Below are 16,968 nucleotides of genomic sequence, written 5' to 3'. Positions count from 1 at the left end.
GTGCGGATTGTGCGCAGTTGCGCGTGCAAACGCCGCAAGATGCACAAGTGCGCGCATGGCAAAACTGCGCACAATGCAGGCGCTGGCACAGCGCAGGGGGCGTGCCGGCGTTTCCTCTTGCGAAGGTCTTGCGCATGCCACTGTTCCGTGTTCCGCAACGCTGCGGCGTTGCCCTGTTCGCTGCGATGCTGTCGATCCTGCTCTGCCTGCCGATGCTGGCGCAGGCGCAGGCCACCCGTTATCGCGACGTCGCGCCGCTGTTGCTCGGCGTGGCCTGGTATCCGGAGCAGTGGCCGGAGGCGCAATGGGAGCACGATCTGGCGCTGATGCAGGCGGCGCACGTGCGCGTGGTGCGGATCGGCGAGTTCGCCTGGAGCCGGATGGAGCCGCGCGAGGGGCAGTACGACTTCGACTGGATGGATCGCGCCATCGCCGCGGCCGCGCGCCACGGCATGGTGGTGGTGCTGGGCACGCCGACCGCGGCGCCGCCGGCGTGGTTGACCCAGGCCTATCCGGACACCTTGCGGGTCAGCCAGGACGGCGTGCGCGACGAGCACGGCAATCGCCAGCAGTTCTCTTTCGCCAGCACCCGCTACCGGCGCTTCGCGCATGCCATCGCCGAGCAGATGGCGCAGCGCTACGGGCACAACCCGCACGTGGTCGGCTGGCAACTGGACAACGAGTACGCGCAGTCCTCGTTCGATCCAGAGGCCAAGGCGCAGTTCCACGCCTGGCTGCAGCGCAAGTACGGCAGCATCGACGCGCTCAACCAGCGCTGGGCCACCGCCTACTGGAGCCAGACCTACAACGACTTCGCGCAGATCCCGGTGCGCGAGGACGAGGAAAATCCGGCGCTGCTGCTGGAGTGGAAGCGCTTCGTCAGCGATACCTGGGCCGACTATTCGCGCAACCAGATCGATGCGATCCGCCCGCATGCCGATCCGCGCCAGTTCATCACCACCAACACCATGGGCTGGTTCGCCGGCTTCGACGCCTACACCGTGCACGGCGTGCTCGACATCGCCGCCTGGGACGACTACGTCGCCGGCGAGCGCTATGACTGGGTCGACAATGCGGCGCGCCACGATCTGACCCGCGGCTACAAGCAGCGCAACTACTGGGTGATGGAAACCCAGCCGGGCTTCGTCAACTGGCGCGCGACCAACGTGGCGCTGCGCAAGGGCCAGGTGCGGGCGATGGCGTGGCAGGCGGTGGCGCATGGCGCCGATGCGGTCTCGTACTGGCAGTGGCGCGCCGCGCCCAACGGCCAGGAGGAATACCACGGCACCCTGGTCGGCGCCGACGGTACGCCGGTGCCGGTGTATGCGGAGATCCAGCAGGTCGGTGCGGAGTTCGCCAAGGCCGGTCCGGCGTTGGCTGGCACCACGCCGCAGGCGCAGGTGGCGCTGATCAACGACTTCGACAGCCGCTGGGCGATCGGCTTCCAGAAGCACGCGGCCGACTTCGATCCGGTCGTGCAGATGAAGAGTTTCTACCGTCCGCTGCGGCAGCAGGCGCAGGTGGTCGACGTGGTCTCGGCGATGGCGCCGCTGGAGCGCTACAAGCTGGTGGTGGCACCGGCGCTGAACGTGCTGACCGAGGAACAGGCGCAGCGGCTGAAGGCCTATGTCGAACACGGCGGGCACCTGGTGCTGGGGCCGCGCAGCGGTATGAAGAACATCGACAATGGCCTGCATCCGCAGCGCCAGCCCGGTCCGCTGGCGGCGTTGCTCGGCGGACGCGTGGAGCAGTTCTATGCGCTGGACAAGCCGATCCCGCTGGTCGGCGCGGGCGCCGACGGCAGCGCCAAAATCTGGGCCGAACAGTTGCAGGCCACTGCCGCCGACACCACCGCGCCGCTGCGCTACGGCGCGGCAAACGGCTGGCTGGATGGCGCGCCGGCGCTGCTGACCCGGCGCGTCGGCAAGGGCCGCATCAGCTATGTTGGCGGCTGGTTCGACGACGCCACGCTGGATCGCCTCACCGGTGACTGGTTGCGCGACGCCGGGGTGCAGGCGCCACTGGCCGACGTGCCGGAAGATGTGGAAGTGGGGGTGCGCAGCGATGGCGCGCGTCGCATCGTGGTGCTGATCAACCACGGCGCCACCGCGCACACCGTGCGGCTGCCGGCGTCGATGCGCGCGCTGCTGGGTCCGGCGCCGAGCAACGACACGGTGCAGCTGGCGCCGGACGACGTGGCGGTGCTGGAACAGCGCCGCTGAGAACTGCCGCGGTGCGCTGCGGCGCACTGCCGGCCACGCGATGACGGATCGGTGCGATGGGTCTACCTGTGCCGCGCTCGCCGTGCCCGCGTCGCGCCTGTGCGCCACGCGCAAGGACACGCTCTACAATGCAACGGCCAGCGGGCGTCGCCGCCGCCATCGCGTCGCGGCCTCGTCCCCGTCACTGGAGTTGCGTGTGTCCTTGTCTTCTTCCCGTCCGTTGTCGCCGGTGGGCCGGCTGTTCGCCGCTGCCGCCGTGTTCGAAGGCCTGACCTGGGCTGGCCTGTTGCTCGGCATGCTGCTCAAGTACGGCACCCAGACCACCGAGCTGGGCGTGTGGCTGTTCGGCCGTCTGCATGGCGTGGCGTTCCTGCTGTACGTGGTCGCCAGCCTGCTCGCGGCGCTGCGGTTGCGCTGGCCGTGGTGGGCGTGGGCGTTGAGCCTGCTGGCGGCGCTGCCGCCGCTGGTCACGGTGCCGCTGGAACTGTGGTTTCGCCGGATCGGCCTGCTCGGCGCGCCAGGGCGGCGCACAGCTGCCTAGTGCTGCGCTTCGGCGCAGCACGTCGCGGTGTGCGCTGCGGCGCGTTGTGCCGGCGTTCTCCGGCATCGCTCTAGACTGCAGTGGCTAGCGCAGGCGAGGAGGCCATGGGCAAACGCAAACGACGACCGCCCCCACCAATGCCGACACCCACGCGCCTGCAGCGGTTGGTCGCGCGTCTGGAACGGCCGGTGTTGATGTTGATGGCGGCGGTCATGGTGGCGGCCGCCGCGATGAAGCTGTACCTGTTGGCCAAAGCGCTGCAGAGCGGCGTCTACATTGGCGTACCGAGAGCCGGGCCGAAGCGGATCTATCTGCTGGCGACCGATCCAGACCACTATTGGTTCTCGATCGCGTGGGACAGCATGCTCTGTCTCGTGTTGCTGGCGCTGGCCATCGCCACGGGCTGGGCGCTGATGGCGTTGCGCAAGCCGAAGTAGTGCGCTGCCATCGGCGTGTCGCGGCGATCACTTGGCCAGGCAGCGCTGCCACCGCTCGGCCACGCGCTGCGCGAACCAGGCGGTGGTGAGCTTGCGGGTGATCTTCGGACTTTCCAGGGCGATGCCCGGCAGCACCGCGCGTGGCAGTGGCTTGCCGGCATCGCGGTCGGCCAGCGCGAACACCTGGCGATACAGCGCGCTGTCGGCGAAATCCGCTTCGCCGCCGCGTTGCAGTTCGCGGCGGATGGTGCGCGCGTCCATGCCCAGTTGCGTGCTCAGGCTGCGTGCGGCGCGCTCGGTGGCGCCGGGCGTGTCGAGGTCGGCGCCTGGCGTCAGCAGATCGCCATCGAGGGCGAGCGAGATGCCGCTGGCACGCGCCAGCGCAGCCTGGAACGCGGCATTGCGACTGGCATACCAGCCGGCGTTGAAGTCGGCGAAGCGGTACAGCATCGCCGCTTCGTTCGGGTAGCCGAGCAGGTGGCGGGTGCCGAACCAGATGCCACCGCGGCGGCTGAACACCGCGTGGCGCACGCCGTCGCTCAGCGGATACGGATAGCCGTCGGTATGCGCCTGCGCGAAGGCGATGCTCACCTGCATCGGCCCGGCGGTGTGCACCGGGTTGAGGTCGCCGAACAGGCGCTGGCCCAGCGGCACGCTGCCGGCGATGTCCTCGAAGATGGTGCTGAGATCCTGTTCGGTGCGCGCAGCGGCCAGGCGCTCGGCATAGCTGCGCCCATCCGGCCCGCGCAGCTTGAGCGCCGCATCCACAGCGAACGCCGGCACATGCGCCGCCGCCGCGCGCCGCTGCAGTTCCGCCCGGGCGATCTTGCCCAGCCCCGGCACCGGCGGATTGGTCTGGTAGGTCGATTCCTGTTCGATGACCGCAAGGATCGCACAGATGTTCTCGGCATTGGTGCCCAGACTCTGCGAGGCCAGGGCCACGTAGACGTCGTCGGCCCAGCCGCGGCGATCGGGCACCGTCGCCGGGATGCGCCGGGCAATGTCGGCCTTGACCTCGCTGGGCGTGCGCTCGGGCACGCGCGGCGCCTGCGTGGCGCAGGCGCCGAGCAAGGCGGCGCTGCACACGGCGAGCAGGCGGACGAAGACGTCGGTGGACATCGGCGCGGCGGTTCCAACGGAGTGGCGGTCGCCTGCATCCTACAGGTGTGCTGTCGGCACCGCGCCTACGTCGTCGGCGTCGACGCTGTGCGGTTGGAGGTCGCCGCCGCTTGCGTGTCCGCGTCGAGCACATGGATGCCGAAGCCGCTGCGGCCTGGGGCGAGATCCTCCCGCAGCGTCAGTGCAGGGATCGCATAGTCGCCGCCATTTTGCTTGCGGAATGCGATCGGCGCGGTACTGAACAGCGTGTCCAGCCGTTCGCCCAGCGCCGCGCTGGTCTGTGCGAAACGCGCCGCATCCATGCGGCCACTGCGGTACACCACGAACGGCGGCAGCACATCGAAGCCCGGGTAATGCAGGATGCCGTGCTGGATCGGGAACAGCAGGTCGTCGATGGGGCCATTGATGCCGCGCGGCGCGTAGTGCGATTCCCAGCCGCCGGCGGTGACGATCAGCATCGCGCGCTTGCCGGCGAGCATGCCTTCGCCATAGCGATCGCCCCAGTGCGTGTCGGAGTGTTCGCCGACCCCGTAGGCGAAGCCGCAGGCATACACCCGGTCCACCCAGCCCTTGAGGATGGCCGGCATCGAGAACCACCACAGTGGGAACTGCAGCAGCACCGCGTCGGCCCAGCGCAGCTTGTTCTGTTCGGCGGCGATGTCCGCGCGCTGGCGGCCGCTGGCGAAGGCGCGCTGCGAGTCGCGCGAGGGATCGAAGCGTGCGTCCGCGGCGCCGTCCAGGCTGTCCTGCGCGTCGACCGTGGTCTTCCAGTCCATGGCGTACAGATCCGAGACCTGGACGTGGTGGCCGGCCTCCTGCAGGCGTTGCACCGCCACCTGTTTGAGGGCGCCGTTGAGCGAGGCGGGTTCGGGATGGGCGTAGACCAACAAGACGTTCATGCGGGTGCTCAATGAGGGAAGGTCTCCACGCTAGGCCGTCGTTCGCTATAGTGGAAATGAATTGCCTTAATGTCCGTTATTACGATGGCTGATCTGCGGCGCCTGGATCTCAACTTGCTGCTGACACTGGACACGTTGCTCGACACGCACAACGTGACCCGCGCCGCGGCGCGCCTGCATCTGTCGCAGCCCTCGGTCAGCGTGCACCTGGCCAAGCTGCGCGAGGCGCTGGGCGATCCCCTGCTGCTGCCTGGGCCGCGCGGCATGCGCCCCACCGCCCGCGCCGAAGCGCTGCGCGTCCCGTTGCGCGAGGCCTTGCAGGCGCTGCAGCAGGCAGTGGCACCGGACGCACCGTTCGATCCGGCGCGCGCGCAGACGTTGTGGCGGGTAGCGGCCAGCGACTACGGTGCGTCCACCGTGCTGCTGCCGGCGATCGCCGCCTTGCGCCGGGTGGCGCCGGGCACAACGTTGGCGGTGCTGCAGTTGGCGCCGCCGACGATCGCGCAGCAGGCCGAACAGGGCCAGATCGACCTGGCCCTGCACACCGTCGCCGACGCGCCGCCCGGCCTGCGCCGGCGCACGCTGTTCGCCGAACACTACGTGCTGGTCGGTCGGGCCGGCCATCCGCGGTTGCGACGTCGACCGAGCCTGGCGCAGTTCTGCGCGCTCGAACACGTCATCGTCTCGCCCGATGGCGGCGGCTTCAGCGGCGTCACCGATGCCGCGCTGCGCGCGTACGGCTTGCAGCGGCGTGTGGTGCTGTCGGTGCCGCACTTCCAGTTCGTGGTTGCCGCGCTCCAGCGCAGCGACCTGGTGGCGATGCTGCCCGAGCGCCTGGTGCGCGACCAGCCCGGCCTGCGGGTGTGCGCGCCGCCGCTGGAACTGCCCGGCTACGAGATGGCCATGCTCTGGCACGAGCGCGTGCACCGCGATCCGGCGCACCGCTGGTTGCGCGAGCACATTCTCGCGTCGATCTGACATCGCGTTGGACGCGCTGCCGCCTCAGCGGCGCGTGGCCAGCACCCCGTCCAACGCCAGTTGCGCGGCGAAGCCGGCCTTCTCCAGGCGTTTGGCCACCTCGCGCGGCACGTCGCGGCCGCTGGTGAGTTTGTTCGGTCTGCCGGTGTAGTGGAACAGCCTGCCGCCGCGGCGCAGCACCCGCGCGAGTTGGTCGTAGAAGGTTTGTGCGTAGAGTTCGCCGGCGATGCCGAAGCGCGGCGGGTCGTGCAGGATCGCATCCATCGACGCATCGGCGATTCCGCCGATGGCGGCGCCGACATCGCCATGCGTCAGCTGCAGACGGCCATCGCTGGCGGCCGGATCCGGCGACCACGGATTGAGCGTGCGCAGCCACAGCACGTCGGCGTTCTTTTCGAACGAATGCAGACGCGCCACGCCGGCTTCCAGCGCGCAGGCGGCGAAATAGCCGAGGCCGCCGCAGGTATCGAGCACCTGCTTGCCGCGCGGTTCCACCAGCGCCACCTTGCGCCGCGCGTCCTCGAACGGCGACAGCTGTGCGCTGGGCAACATCTTGATGCCGTCGATCTCGAACGTCGGCGCTCCCCACTCGGTCGGTACCAGCTTGATCAACGCACCGCCGAAGCGCGACACCGCGGCGAAGTCCTCGCCGTCCCAATAGTAGAGCGTGCGATCCTTGAGCTTGCCCGGATAGGGATAGTCGTGCCCCTGCCATTGCCAGCCTTCAGCGCCAAGCAGCGCCTGGCCGTGGCTGCGCTCCAGGTCGAGCGAACCGGACCAGGTGGCGGCGCCGGCATCGCGCGCGGCAAGCAATGCGGTGGCGAGCGGACGGGTGAGCAGGGGGCCGGAATAGCGGGTCACGGGGGATCTGCCGGCGGCAAGGGCGCGGCGCGGGGCTCGGATGCGGGAGCGCATCGTAACCGACGCGGCGCCGAGAGGGGGTGACTGCGACGGGCAAGCGCCGCATGTGACATTGCTACGTGCGAAACGTATCGGCAGGATTGCGGCACCGGACCAACGCGCTACTCCGGCAGAAGCGCTTTGCCCCCCGGTGCACATCCCATCGGGACCGAGTTGCCGATGGGATGTGCGAGCAGCGCGGCGGCTTCGTTCAATGCGCCATGCCACCGCGTGCCTGCGCAGGTTCCTGCTGCTGGGCCGGCTGCTGCAATGCTTGATCGCGCTGCTGATTCTGCGCATTCACCTGGCGGGTGCTTTCCTGCAGCGTCGGCACCTGGTCCAGATCGACACGCGCACGAAACCCTGGCGTGGTGCCGGCGACGAACGCAACCTTGTCCTGTACCGTGACCGTCTGCAGTTGCTGCGGGCCCTGGATGCCCTCGGCCTTGGCCGCTTGCAGGGTGTGCGCGACTTGCGCGTCGGTGGCGCCGGGCATGCGTTCGCGCAACGCGTTGAAGAACGGATGGTCGGCATGCGTGGCTTCGGAGACCAGCGGCGAACGCTTGGCCTCGGCCAGAGCTGCCCGTGTGTCGCGTCCGACGACGGCATCGTCATCCAGGCCATGCGCGCGCTGGAACTCTTTCAGGGCATGGCGCGTATTGCGTCCGAAGTCGCCGTCCGGCTTCAACGGCTTGCCGTCCGCGCCCCGGTAGCCCAGTTCAGCCAACTGTTCCTGCAGTGCCCGGGTTTGCTGGCTGCGCTCATCTCCACCCATGCTGGCCAGCTGCTGCAGCGAGACCTTGCCGCTCCGGATGTCGGCGACCAGCTCTGGCGTGATGGTCTGGGCCCATTGGTTCGCGGCCTGCACGCGTTCGTTGGCACCGTTGTCGCCGCCATTGATGATGCGGCCCGCTGCACGGGCGTTGTCGCGCAGGTTCTCCGGTACGCGATCCCGCCAATAGGCCACCGCGAGATTGGCCGCCGTCTGCGGTTCGGCCGCCAGGTCCGGGTTGTTGGCGAGATCGACATTGAAGCGCTGGCCGTAGCGCTCGTAGTTGTCGCGGCCGGTGTACTGCAGATAGCCGCGGCCATGAAACCGCCAGCCGTCGCCGGGTTCGGTATTGCCGAGATCGGCGCGGTTTTCGTACATCACGGTGGCAATGCGCTGCGGGTCGCGGCTGGCGACGGCGTCTTCCACCTGCTTGCGGGTGAAGCGGTCATCGGCCGAGGAGACCGCGGCGATCACGCTGTCGGCCGAGGTATAGCCCAGGTTCTCGTGCATGCGGCGAAAGTGGCCGGTCTCGACGGCGGCGTTTCCCATCAGGTTGGCCAGTTCCGTCGGCGAGGTGATGCCGGAATCGACCGCGGTCTTGAGCAGCAATGCCGAGCTTTCGTTGAAACGGGGCATGGTTCTCTCCTTGGAATCGGATTACTGGACGACGGCGCGGTGCTTGTCCATGGCGTCCTGCAGTTTTTCTGGGTCGATCTGCGAAATCGGGGTCCATGCGAAGTCCGCCGGATAACTGGCGGTTCCGCGGAAGACCTCCATCGCGCCGCTCTGCGGATTCTCTGCCGGCGCCGTGCTGCTCGCTTCCGCCAGATACCAGGCTTTCTTGGCCGAGTCGTACTTCAGCGTGTAGGTGACATTGCTGCGCGTCTGCTGGTTGACGTAGACGATTTCCTGCGTCTTCAGGCTCAGGTTGTCGTCCAGGCGCTTCGCGTTGCGCGCCACATCGTTGTAGAGGCAGTCGACCGCTTGCGGGCTACGGTCGGCCACGTTCCATGCCGCATTCGCCTGTTGCAGGACCAGCAGCTCACAGGTATTGCCTGACGCATCGGCATTGGCGTGGCGGACGATGGCCACGGCATCGGTCCCACCGTTGCCGGTCAGGTCGTGTTGTTTGAAGGCGAGGATCTGGTCTCCCGGCTTGAGCAAGGGTTGCAGGGACGCCTCCCCGGAAAGCGACGCCGCCGGCGAAGCGGGCGCCTTGTCGGTCGTTGGAGCAGGGGAGGGCGAGTCCGTGCCGCCGTTGGCGGCGTGGTCGGCCGGTGTGGTTTGCGCGGACGGCTGGCAGCCGATCAGGCTTGCCGCAAGGAGGAAAGGCAGACAACGTGGCAGTGATGGCATCGGGCGGTCTCTGGCTGCATGCAACGGACGCGTTGCGATCGGGTTCAAGGCAGCAGGGAGGCCGACGAGGCGGTCTTGGGTTCGCGTCTTCCTGACACGGAGGCAACTCCCGCTCCCTGGATGCAACCGCGGGGGCACCCTTGGTTGCGCTGAGGCTTATAGCAACGCATTGCTTAAGAATTTGTCGTGTCCTGGACGGTTCGCGCGGTCGCTGCTTCCGTTCCCCCCGCATAATGGGCGCCAGTTCCCGCGTGCCCGGTATGGGGGCGCCGTTCGATCGCAAGAGGCTCATGATGCTCAAGGGTGTGCTGCTCGGTTTCGCCTGTTACGCCGCCTATTCGATCAGCGACGCCTTCGTGAAGGGGCTGGAAGGCTCGCTGCCGGCCTACGAGGTGGTGTTCTTCGGCGCACTGCTGATGCTGTCTGCGCTGCCGTTCCTGAAGAAGCCGGGCGATCGCTGGCGCGAGGTGGTGGTGGCGCAGCGGCCCAGCATCTGGCTGCTGCGCGCGTTCACCGGCGCGGCCGGCAATCTGTCCGCGGTCACCGCGTTCACACTGCTGCCGATGGCCGAGGCGTTCGCGCTGATCTTCCTGATGCCGATCTTCGTCACCGTGCTGTCGGTGCTGCTGCTCAAGGAGGAGGTGCGCTGGCGGCGCTGGCTGGCGGTGATCGTCGGCTTCATCGGCGTGCTGGTGGTGCTGCGGCCGGGGTTCCGGCACCTGGGCCAGGGCCATGTCGCGGCGATCGTCTGCGGTCTGGTGGGGGCGGTGTCGGTGATCAGCCTGCGCATGGCCGGGCCCGGCGAGAAGCGCCTGACCCTGTACGGCGCCGGCGTGCTCGGCCCGCTGCTGATGGGCGGCCTGCTGATGCTGCCGACCTTCGTCTGGCCGACCTGGCAGCAGTGGATCCTGCTGGCCGGCTACGGCCTGCTCGCCGGCCTGGCCGCGATCTTCATGATGTACGCCTCGCGGTCGGCGCCGATCAGCGCGGTGGCGCCGACCCAGTACAGCCAGATGCTGTGGGCGATCGGGTTCGGCTACTGGCTGTTCCACGATCACCTGGACTGGCCGATGGCGGTAGGCATCGCGCTGATCCTGGGCGCCGGGCTGTTCACCCTGGTGCGCGAAGAGAAGGTCACGCGGTGGTGGCGGCGCACCAAATTGGTGTGAGCGCGGCCGCCTGAGCCGATCTCGGTCGCCACACCGGCGCCGATCAGGAAATCGCCGATACGGCCGCGCACGCAGCGCGGCGATGCTGCCGGCTCATGGACGAGGCAGGGCAGCGGCGCGTGGCCGCGACGGAGCGCAGCGGTCGCCGCGCCATCGGACTTTCCTTATCAAGATCGGAGAACGGCATGATCAACAATGCGATGGAACAATTGCGCGACGCCGCCACCCATGCGGGCGTGCGGGTGGTGGCAGGCGTGGTCGGCGCGGACGGTGCGGTCCACAACGGCGCGGGATATACGGTGGCGCACGTCAGCACCGGGCATTACCTGGTGAGCTTCCAGCCGCCGTTCCAGGCGCTGGACGGGGTCTCGGTGACCCAGATCTATCCGGGCGACGGCAGCACCTGCGACAACGCGGTGATCATCCGCCTGGATGCGGGCCAGGTGCTGCTGAAGACCGGCGACGGCGGCGGCAACCAGTCCGACCGCGACTTCAGCTTCGTGGCGATCGGGCAGGGCGGCGCGCTGGCCTGAGCGACGGCCCCCGCGGCGGGGCGGACGGCATGCGGCGCCGTCCGTGCCGACGCGGGCGCCACCCGGCGCACGCGCGGCTGGCGCGCACTGCCGCCATCTTCTATGTTTGCAGGCTAATCCCCCGCGATGGCCTGCGCCCATGACCGATCCGTCCGCCCAGCCCGACCACCTGCAGCGCAGCCTCTCCAACCGCCACCTGCAGCTGATCGCGATCGGCGGGGCGATCGGCACCGGCCTGTTCATGGGCTCGGGCAAGACCATCAGCCTGGCCGGGCCGTCGATCCTGTTCGTGTACCTGATCATTGGCGTGATGCTGTTCTTCGTGATGCGCGCGATGGGCGAGCTGCTGCTGTCGAACCTGGAGTACAAGTCGTTCATCGACTTCTCCACCGATCTGCTGGGGCCCTGGGCCGGGTTCTTCTGCGGCTGGACCTACTGGTTCTGCTGGATCATCACCGCCATCGCCGACGTGATCGCGATCGCCGCCTACGCGCAGTTCTGGTTCCCGACGCTGGCGCCCTGGATCCCGGCGATGCTGTGCGTGCTGTTGCTGCTGGGGCTGAACCTGGTGACGGTGAAGCTGTTCGGCGAGATGGAATTCTGGTTCGCGCTGATCAAGATCGTGGCCATCTGCGCGCTGATCCTCACCGGCGCGGGACTGGTCGCCTGGGGCTTCCAGTCGCCGTCCGGGCACGTGGCCTCGCTGGCCAACCTGTGGAACGACGGCGGCATGTTCCCGATGGGGCTGGGCGGGTTCTTCGCCGGCTTCCAGATCGCGGTGTTCGCCTTCGTCGGCATCGAACTGGTCGGCACCACCGCCGCCGAGACCGCCGACCCGCGCCGCAACCTGCCCAAGGCGATCAACTCGATCCCGGTGCGCATCCTGGTGTTCTACGTGCTGGCGCTGGTGGCGATCATGGCGGTGACGCCGTGGCGCGAGGTGGTGCCGGGCAAGAGCCCGTTCGTGGAGCTGTTCGTGCTGGCCGGCGTGCCGGCCGCGGCCAGCCTGATCAACTTCGTGGTGCTGACCTCGGCCACGTCCTCGGCCAACAGCGGCATCTTCTCCACCAGTCGCATGCTCTACGGCCTGGCCGAGGAGCGCCACGCGCCGCGTGGTTTCGCCCGGCTCTCGCGCGCGGCGGTGCCGGCGCGTGGACTGCTGTTCTCCTGCGCCTGCCTGCTCGGCGGCACCGTGCTGATGTACCTGATCCCGAACCTGGTCACCGCCTTCACCCTGGTCACTACCCTGGCCGCGGTGCTGTTCATGTTCGTCTGGTCGCTGATCCTGTGCGCCTACATCGCCTACCGGCGCAAGCGCCCGCAACTGCATGCGGCCTCCGCGTTCAAGATGCCTGGCGGGGTGGTCATGTGCTACGTGTGCCTGGCGTTCTTCGCCTTCGTGCTGGCGCTGCTGACCCTGCAGGCCGACACCCGCCAGGCGCTGTTCGCCAGCCCGGTGTGGTTCCTGCTGCTGGGCGTGGGCTACGCGTTGAAGCGCCGCAGTGCCTGAACCGGTGCGCGCGGCGGTCGTTGACGCTCCGCGCGCGCTGACGGATGCTCGCGGCCTTTCCTGCGCGAGCCCGTCCCGATGATCACCATCCACCGCCTCGGCGGCACTTCCGATACGCCGGTGTGCTGGGTGGACCTGTGCCGGCCGAGCGAGGCGGAGCTGGCCGAGGTCGACGAGAAGGTCGGTTTCGCGGTGCCGACGCGCGCGGCCATCGGCGAGATCGAGTTCAGCAGCCGGGTGCGGGTGGAAGGCGAGGTGCTGTTCCTCAACGTGCCGCGCTTCCAGGACGAGGACGGTCCGACCGCGCCGCTCGGGTTCGCGGTGTCGCCGCGGGTGCTGGTGACCCAGCGCGAGCAGCCGATGGCCTCGCTGGATGCGGTGGCCGCGCAGCTGCAGCACAGCCCCTGCCGCAGCAGCGACGACCTGCTGCTGCGCCTGCTCGACGAACTGGTCGGGCGCCTGGCCGACCGCCTGGAAGCGCTGGAGGCGCAGATCACCGAGACCACGCGCGCGGCGTTCGCCAAGCCGCATGCGCGGCACAAGTCGCGGCACCTGGAGCGGATGCTGCACGACGTCGGCGACATGGGCCGGCGCCTGGGCGGCATGCACAACGCCGGCCACGGCCTGCTGCGCGTGGCTACCTACCTGGACGATGCGGCGCCGGACTGGTTTGGCGAGGACGCGGCCAAGCGCATCGGCCTGCTGCACAAGGATCTGGCCACCCTGATCGAATTCGAGCAGCACCTGGACGACCGCATCGAGTTCCTGCTCGACAGCGTGCTGGGCATGATCAACGTCGACCAGAACAACGTGATGAAGGTGATGGCGGTGGCCTCGGTGGTCGGCATTCCGCCGACGGTGCTGGTCGGCATCTGGGGCATGAACTTCGCGCATATGCCCGAGCTGAAATGGCACGACGCCTACTACTGGGCGCTGGGCGTGATCGCGCTGAGCATGCTGCTGCCGCTGGCCTGGTTCCGCCGGCGCGGCTGGGTCTGACCAGCCGCGCGCGGCGCCGGCCGCGCAGGTCACGCGGCGAGGCTGTCGGCCTCGGCGGCGTCCTCCTCCCGGTCGCTTTCCTCGCCGCTGACGTGCTGCACCGCGGCGATGTCCCACGACACCGTGTCCGGATCGATCAGGGCGTGGATCGCCGCGCCCTGCAGTTCGCGCATCAGCCGCCGCGCCGACGCGGTGCCGTGCGCCACGCTGTCCCACAGCACCATGTCGACCACGCTGCCGTCGCGGCGGCGGGCGATGCGCCGCGAGCGGAAGCCGGGCTGGCGCTGCAGCCAGGCATCGACCTCGGCATTGGCGCGCAGGAAGGTGCGCCAGGTGCAGTCGAGCAGGCGGAAGGTGGCGATTTCCAGGGCTTCGGTATGGGGATGCATCGGTCTCTCCTGCGGTCTGCATCGCCCGCATGGCACGCTGGCAGCGACGCGACAGCGCGACGAGGGGCATGGGGAAGGGACAGGGCCGTACGGCCGGAACAGGCGGGCGGGGGCGGGCGTTCCGGGACGGCGCCGGTAGGGGAACCGGCCGAGACAGGATGCTGGCCTGCGCCGCCAGCGCGTTAGCGCGATCCAACGGAATTCTTGTACGATCCTGCAAGCCGCGTCGCGCCGTGGTCCGCGCCGGCGCAGCATCGTGCAAGCTTGCCTTCCTCCTTTCGCACGCTACGGCGCCTTTGCCGATGACCGCGCTCGCCCACCGCTACCAGGAAATGGCCGCCCTGGTTGCCCGATTGGCCACGCCCGATGGCGACCACGAGACCGCTATCGAGGGCTTCTTCTGTTCCTACCGCTCCGCGCCGTCGCCGAAGACGCACACCGCGCAGTGGCCTGTCTTCGCGCTGGTATTGCAGGGCGAGAAGTGCCTGACCCTGGGCAACGAGGAGTACCGCTACGGCGTCGGCACCTTTCTGCTGGTGACGCTGGATCTGCCGGTGGTCTCGCGCATCACCCAGGCCAGCCCGGAACAGCCGCTGCTGGGCGTGGGCATGTCGATCCGGCCGGACCGGCTGCGCGAACTGCTCGAGCGGATTCCGTTGCCGCCGCAGGTCGGCGCCGAACGCCCGCGCGGGGTGTCGGTCAACACCGCCTGCCCGGACCTGCTGGACGCGACGCTGCGCATGCTGCGGCTGCTGGAACGTCCGGCCGACATCGCGGCGATGGCGCCGCTGATCGAACAGGAGATCCTGTATCGCCTGCTGGTCGGACCATGCGGGCCGAACTTGCTGCGCATCGCCCAGGAGGACAGCCCCAGCAACCGCATCGCCAAGGCCATCGCCTGGTTGCGCCAGCACTACGCCGAGCCGCTGCGGATCGAGGATCTGGCGCGCCAGGTCAACATGAGCGTGTCCTCGCTGCATCACCATTTCAGCGCGGTCGCGGCGATGACGCCGTTGCAGTACCAGAAGCAGTTGCGCCTGCGCGAGGCGCGGCGGCTGATGGTGGTCGAACGCATGGACGTGGGCGCGGCCGGCTACCGCGTCGGCTACCAGAGCCCGTCGCAGTTCAGTCGCGAATACAGCCGGCTGTACGGGCGTTCGCCACGCAGCGACCTGGCCGAGCAGTTGGGCCTGGCCGGCTGAGCGTTACTGGTACTGCGCGGGCCGCCTTGCGCATCTGACGTGCGGCTGCTTGATCGACGACAGCGCATCTCGCATCACGTCGAAGCGCGTGTCGTAGGAGCGGCTTCAGCCGCGACGGGCTTTACCGGGAACGCTCCGTCGCGGCTGAAGCCGCTCCTACGGAGAAAGCTACATCCGGCGTGCGTGTCGTGGGAGCAGATGATGCGAGGGGCGCTGCAGACAGCGCGGCATTTTGCCTCTGTACCCGCGCAGGACCGCTGCGGTTCTGCACGGGCGGTAAGCACTACTGCAGTTGCTTGAGCCGCGCGACGATCTCCTGCGCGTGGCGCTCGATCAGGCCTTCGGAGGTGCCCCAGGCGGTGCTGTTGGTCGATTCCACATCGAACTGCGCGGCGGTCTTGCCGTTGGCATCGGCGACGCTGATGCGGCTCTTGACCTTGTCGCGCCCGGCCATGATGCCGGCCCAGAAACGCGCGCCATTGCTGCGCATGTAGTAGTGATCGATGACGATGGTCATCTTGCGCGCATTGGCCTGGCCCTGTGTGCCGTGCAGGTGCGCCGCGTCCAGTTGCGCGTCGAGCTGGCGGCGGAACATGGCCAGGCTCTCGGCATCGGTGTCGTCGTTGCCGGTGAGCTGGTACCAGTAGGTTTCGGCGGTGGTCGCCTTGTAGCTCTGGTGCACCACGCTGTTGGTCGCACAGCCGGTCGCCAGCAACATCACGCTCAGCAGCGCGAGCGTTTTCCATTGCAGTTTCATGCTCTCTCCTTGTTGGGTCCCCATGCCGGGGCGAACGCCGCCGGCCGCGGCAGCATAGCGGCTGGGCGCGGGCAGGCGGTAGGTTCAGGGAATTGGTTCCGGATCGCCCAGCCACGCCGCCACGATCCGTGCATAGGCGCCGCTGGCCTTGCTCAGGTGCAGCCACTGGTCGACGTAGGCCTTCCAGGCCATATCGTCGCGCGGCAGCAGGAACGCCTTCTCGCTGTACTGCAGCGGCCGCTGCGGCGCCACCGCGCACAGACCGGGCACCTGGCGCTGCTGGAAGCGCGCCTCGGAGGCGTCGGTGATCATGACGTCGGCGCGGCCCTCGCGCAGGTCGCGGAAGATGGCGGGGTTGTCGTCGGACAGGAGCAGTTGCGCATGCGGCAGTTCGCGGCGGGCGAACGCCTCGTTGGTGCCGCCGCGCGGTTCGATCACCCGCACCTCGGGGCGGTCGATCTGGGCGATGTCGCGGTAGCGCGCCTGGTCGGCGCAGCGCACCAGCGGGATCTTGCCGTCGACCTCCAGCACCGCGCTGAACCAAGCCTGGCGTTGCCGCGGCAGCGACACCGAGATGCCGCCGACGGCGATGTCGCAGCGGTCGGCGCGCAGGTCCGGCAGCAGCGTCGGCCAGCGCGTGGGCACCCATTGCAGCGTGACCTCCAGGCTGTCGGCCAGCGATTGCGCCAGGGCGATGTCGATGCCGTCGTAGCCGCCGTCGGCGCGCAGGCGGCTGTAGGGCGCGTAGTCGCCGGTGGTGCACACGCGCAGCGTGCCGCGTTGCAGGACGCTGTCCAGGTGCGAGGGCGCGGCGTGCGCGGGCAACGCCAGCGCAGCGCCGAGCAGGGCGGTGGCCAAGCGTCGGGTCATGCGGTTCTCCTGCGGCGGGGCGGGTGTCGGTGCCCGCTGTCTGTACGCCGGCTGTCGCGCCGGCCGGGCGCGTCACCTTAGCCGGTTTCCTCGTGCGCCGATGCAATCCCTGGCGCGACAAGGCCTTGCGTGTCCGCAGCGGCGGCAGATGGCGGCGTGTCGCGGCCCGCCGCGCGCGGCGGCACGCGCCGGCAACGGAACTCCCGGCACGCTGTACCGGTCCGTCCCCCCACACTCGCCCCAGCCGCCTGCCCATGGATCCTCGACCGTCGTGACCGCCCTCCCTGCGCAAGACCGTTGGCTGCAGCTGTGGGC

General features: G+C 69.0%; 17 protein-coding genes. 9 read left to right on the top strand and 8 right to left on the bottom strand.

Going from position 1 to position 16,968, the window contains the following annotated elements; translation table 11 throughout:
* Window positions 1–134: 134 nt before the first annotated feature.
* From AC1PLR_RS19100 to AC1PLR_RS19090, 3 genes are all read left to right on the top strand, one after another.
* Window positions 135–2,222: a beta-galactosidase gene (locus AC1PLR_RS19100; protein WP_481101982.1), complete on the top strand. Its 2,088-nt coding sequence runs from the start codon at window positions 135–137 to the stop codon at window positions 2,220–2,222.
* A 220-nt stretch (window positions 2,223–2,442) separates the two neighbouring features.
* Window positions 2,443–2,763, top strand: a complete 321-nt coding sequence (locus AC1PLR_RS19095) for a DUF3817 domain-containing protein (protein ID WP_481103641.1) — start codon at window positions 2,443–2,445, stop codon at window positions 2,761–2,763.
* A 104-nt stretch (window positions 2,764–2,867) separates the two neighbouring features.
* Complete coding sequence (locus AC1PLR_RS19090) at window positions 2,868–3,200, top strand: hypothetical protein (RefSeq protein WP_481101981.1); 333 nt, start codon at window positions 2,868–2,870, stop codon at window positions 3,198–3,200.
* Window positions 3,201–3,227: 27 nt separating this feature from the next.
* Here AC1PLR_RS19090 and AC1PLR_RS19085 read toward each other — a convergent pair whose 3' ends face one another.
* Window positions 3,228–4,319, bottom strand: coding sequence for a DUF1615 domain-containing protein (locus AC1PLR_RS19085; protein WP_481101980.1), 1,092 nt, complete (start codon window positions 4,317–4,319; stop codon window positions 3,228–3,230).
* A gap of 65 nt (window positions 4,320–4,384) precedes the next feature.
* Window positions 4,385–5,218, bottom strand: a complete 834-nt coding sequence (locus AC1PLR_RS19080; protein WP_481101979.1) for an NAD(P)H-dependent oxidoreductase — start codon at window positions 5,216–5,218, stop codon at window positions 4,385–4,387.
* 84 nt (window positions 5,219–5,302) lie between these two features.
* Here AC1PLR_RS19080 and AC1PLR_RS19075 point away from each other — a divergent pair, with 84 nt between their 5' ends.
* Window positions 5,303–6,196 (top strand): LysR family transcriptional regulator, encoded by an 894-nt coding sequence (locus tag AC1PLR_RS19075; RefSeq protein ID WP_481101978.1) that lies wholly within the window; start codon window positions 5,303–5,305, stop codon window positions 6,194–6,196.
* Between the two features lie 24 nt (window positions 6,197–6,220).
* Here the strand turns inward: AC1PLR_RS19075 and AC1PLR_RS19070 are convergent, their stop codons facing one another.
* From AC1PLR_RS19070 to AC1PLR_RS19060, 3 genes are all read right to left on the bottom strand, one after another.
* Window positions 6,221–7,057 (bottom strand): class I SAM-dependent methyltransferase, encoded by an 837-nt coding sequence (locus AC1PLR_RS19070; protein WP_481101977.1) that lies wholly within the window; start codon window positions 7,055–7,057, stop codon window positions 6,221–6,223.
* 250 nt (window positions 7,058–7,307) lie between these two features.
* Window positions 7,308–8,504: a peptidoglycan-binding protein gene (locus AC1PLR_RS19065; RefSeq protein WP_481101976.1), complete on the bottom strand. Its 1,197-nt coding sequence runs from the start codon at window positions 8,502–8,504 to the stop codon at window positions 7,308–7,310.
* A gap of 21 nt (window positions 8,505–8,525) precedes the next feature.
* Window positions 8,526–9,224, bottom strand: coding sequence for a hypothetical protein (locus tag AC1PLR_RS19060; protein ID WP_481101975.1), 699 nt, complete (start codon window positions 9,222–9,224; stop codon window positions 8,526–8,528).
* 293 nt (window positions 9,225–9,517) lie between these two features.
* On the opposite strand from AC1PLR_RS19060, the gene AC1PLR_RS19055 reads away from it, so the two are divergent.
* From AC1PLR_RS19055 to AC1PLR_RS19040, 4 genes are all read left to right on the top strand, one after another.
* A complete protein-coding gene (locus AC1PLR_RS19055; protein ID WP_010340290.1) occupies window positions 9,518–10,393 on the top strand; it encodes a DMT family transporter in 876 nt (291 codons plus the stop codon).
* A gap of 185 nt (window positions 10,394–10,578) precedes the next feature.
* Window positions 10,579–10,926 carry a hypothetical protein gene (locus tag AC1PLR_RS19050; RefSeq protein WP_010340291.1) on the top strand — a complete coding sequence of 116 codons (348 nt, stop codon included), beginning with the start codon at window positions 10,579–10,581 and terminating at the stop codon, window positions 10,924–10,926.
* Between the two features lie 139 nt (window positions 10,927–11,065).
* Window positions 11,066–12,436 carry a D-serine/D-alanine/glycine transporter gene (cycA, locus tag AC1PLR_RS19045; protein ID WP_010340292.1) on the top strand — a complete coding sequence of 457 codons (1,371 nt, stop codon included), beginning with the start codon at window positions 11,066–11,068 and terminating at the stop codon, window positions 12,434–12,436.
* Between the two features lie 78 nt (window positions 12,437–12,514).
* Window positions 12,515–13,435, top strand: a complete 921-nt coding sequence (locus tag AC1PLR_RS19040) for a CorA family divalent cation transporter (RefSeq protein WP_019799335.1) — start codon at window positions 12,515–12,517, stop codon at window positions 13,433–13,435.
* A 29-nt stretch (window positions 13,436–13,464) separates the two neighbouring features.
* Here the strand turns inward: AC1PLR_RS19040 and AC1PLR_RS19035 are convergent, their stop codons facing one another.
* Complete coding sequence (locus AC1PLR_RS19035) at window positions 13,465–13,824, bottom strand: hypothetical protein (RefSeq protein WP_010340294.1); 360 nt, start codon at window positions 13,822–13,824, stop codon at window positions 13,465–13,467.
* A gap of 302 nt (window positions 13,825–14,126) precedes the next feature.
* Between AC1PLR_RS19035 and AC1PLR_RS19030 the strand changes: the two genes are divergently transcribed.
* The gene (locus AC1PLR_RS19030) at window positions 14,127–15,026 is read left to right on the top strand and encodes an AraC family transcriptional regulator (RefSeq protein ID WP_010340295.1); all 900 of its coding nucleotides are present in this window, start codon (window positions 14,127–14,129) and stop codon (window positions 15,024–15,026) included.
* A gap of 283 nt (window positions 15,027–15,309) precedes the next feature.
* On the opposite strand, the gene AC1PLR_RS19025 is transcribed toward AC1PLR_RS19030, so the two are convergent.
* Together AC1PLR_RS19025 and AC1PLR_RS19020 are read right to left on the bottom strand one after the other, a co-directional pair.
* Window positions 15,310–15,783: a DUF4410 domain-containing protein gene (locus tag AC1PLR_RS19025; protein WP_481101974.1), complete on the bottom strand. Its 474-nt coding sequence runs from the start codon at window positions 15,781–15,783 to the stop codon at window positions 15,310–15,312.
* Between the two features lie 84 nt (window positions 15,784–15,867).
* Complete coding sequence (locus tag AC1PLR_RS19020; protein ID WP_481101973.1) at window positions 15,868–16,653, bottom strand: transporter substrate-binding domain-containing protein; 786 nt, start codon at window positions 16,651–16,653, stop codon at window positions 15,868–15,870.
* Window positions 16,654–16,968 lie beyond the last annotated feature (315 nt).

Source organism: Xanthomonas sp. NCPPB 3570 (assembly GCF_056725115.1).
This window is presented reverse-complemented; position numbering and strand designations above follow the sequence as displayed.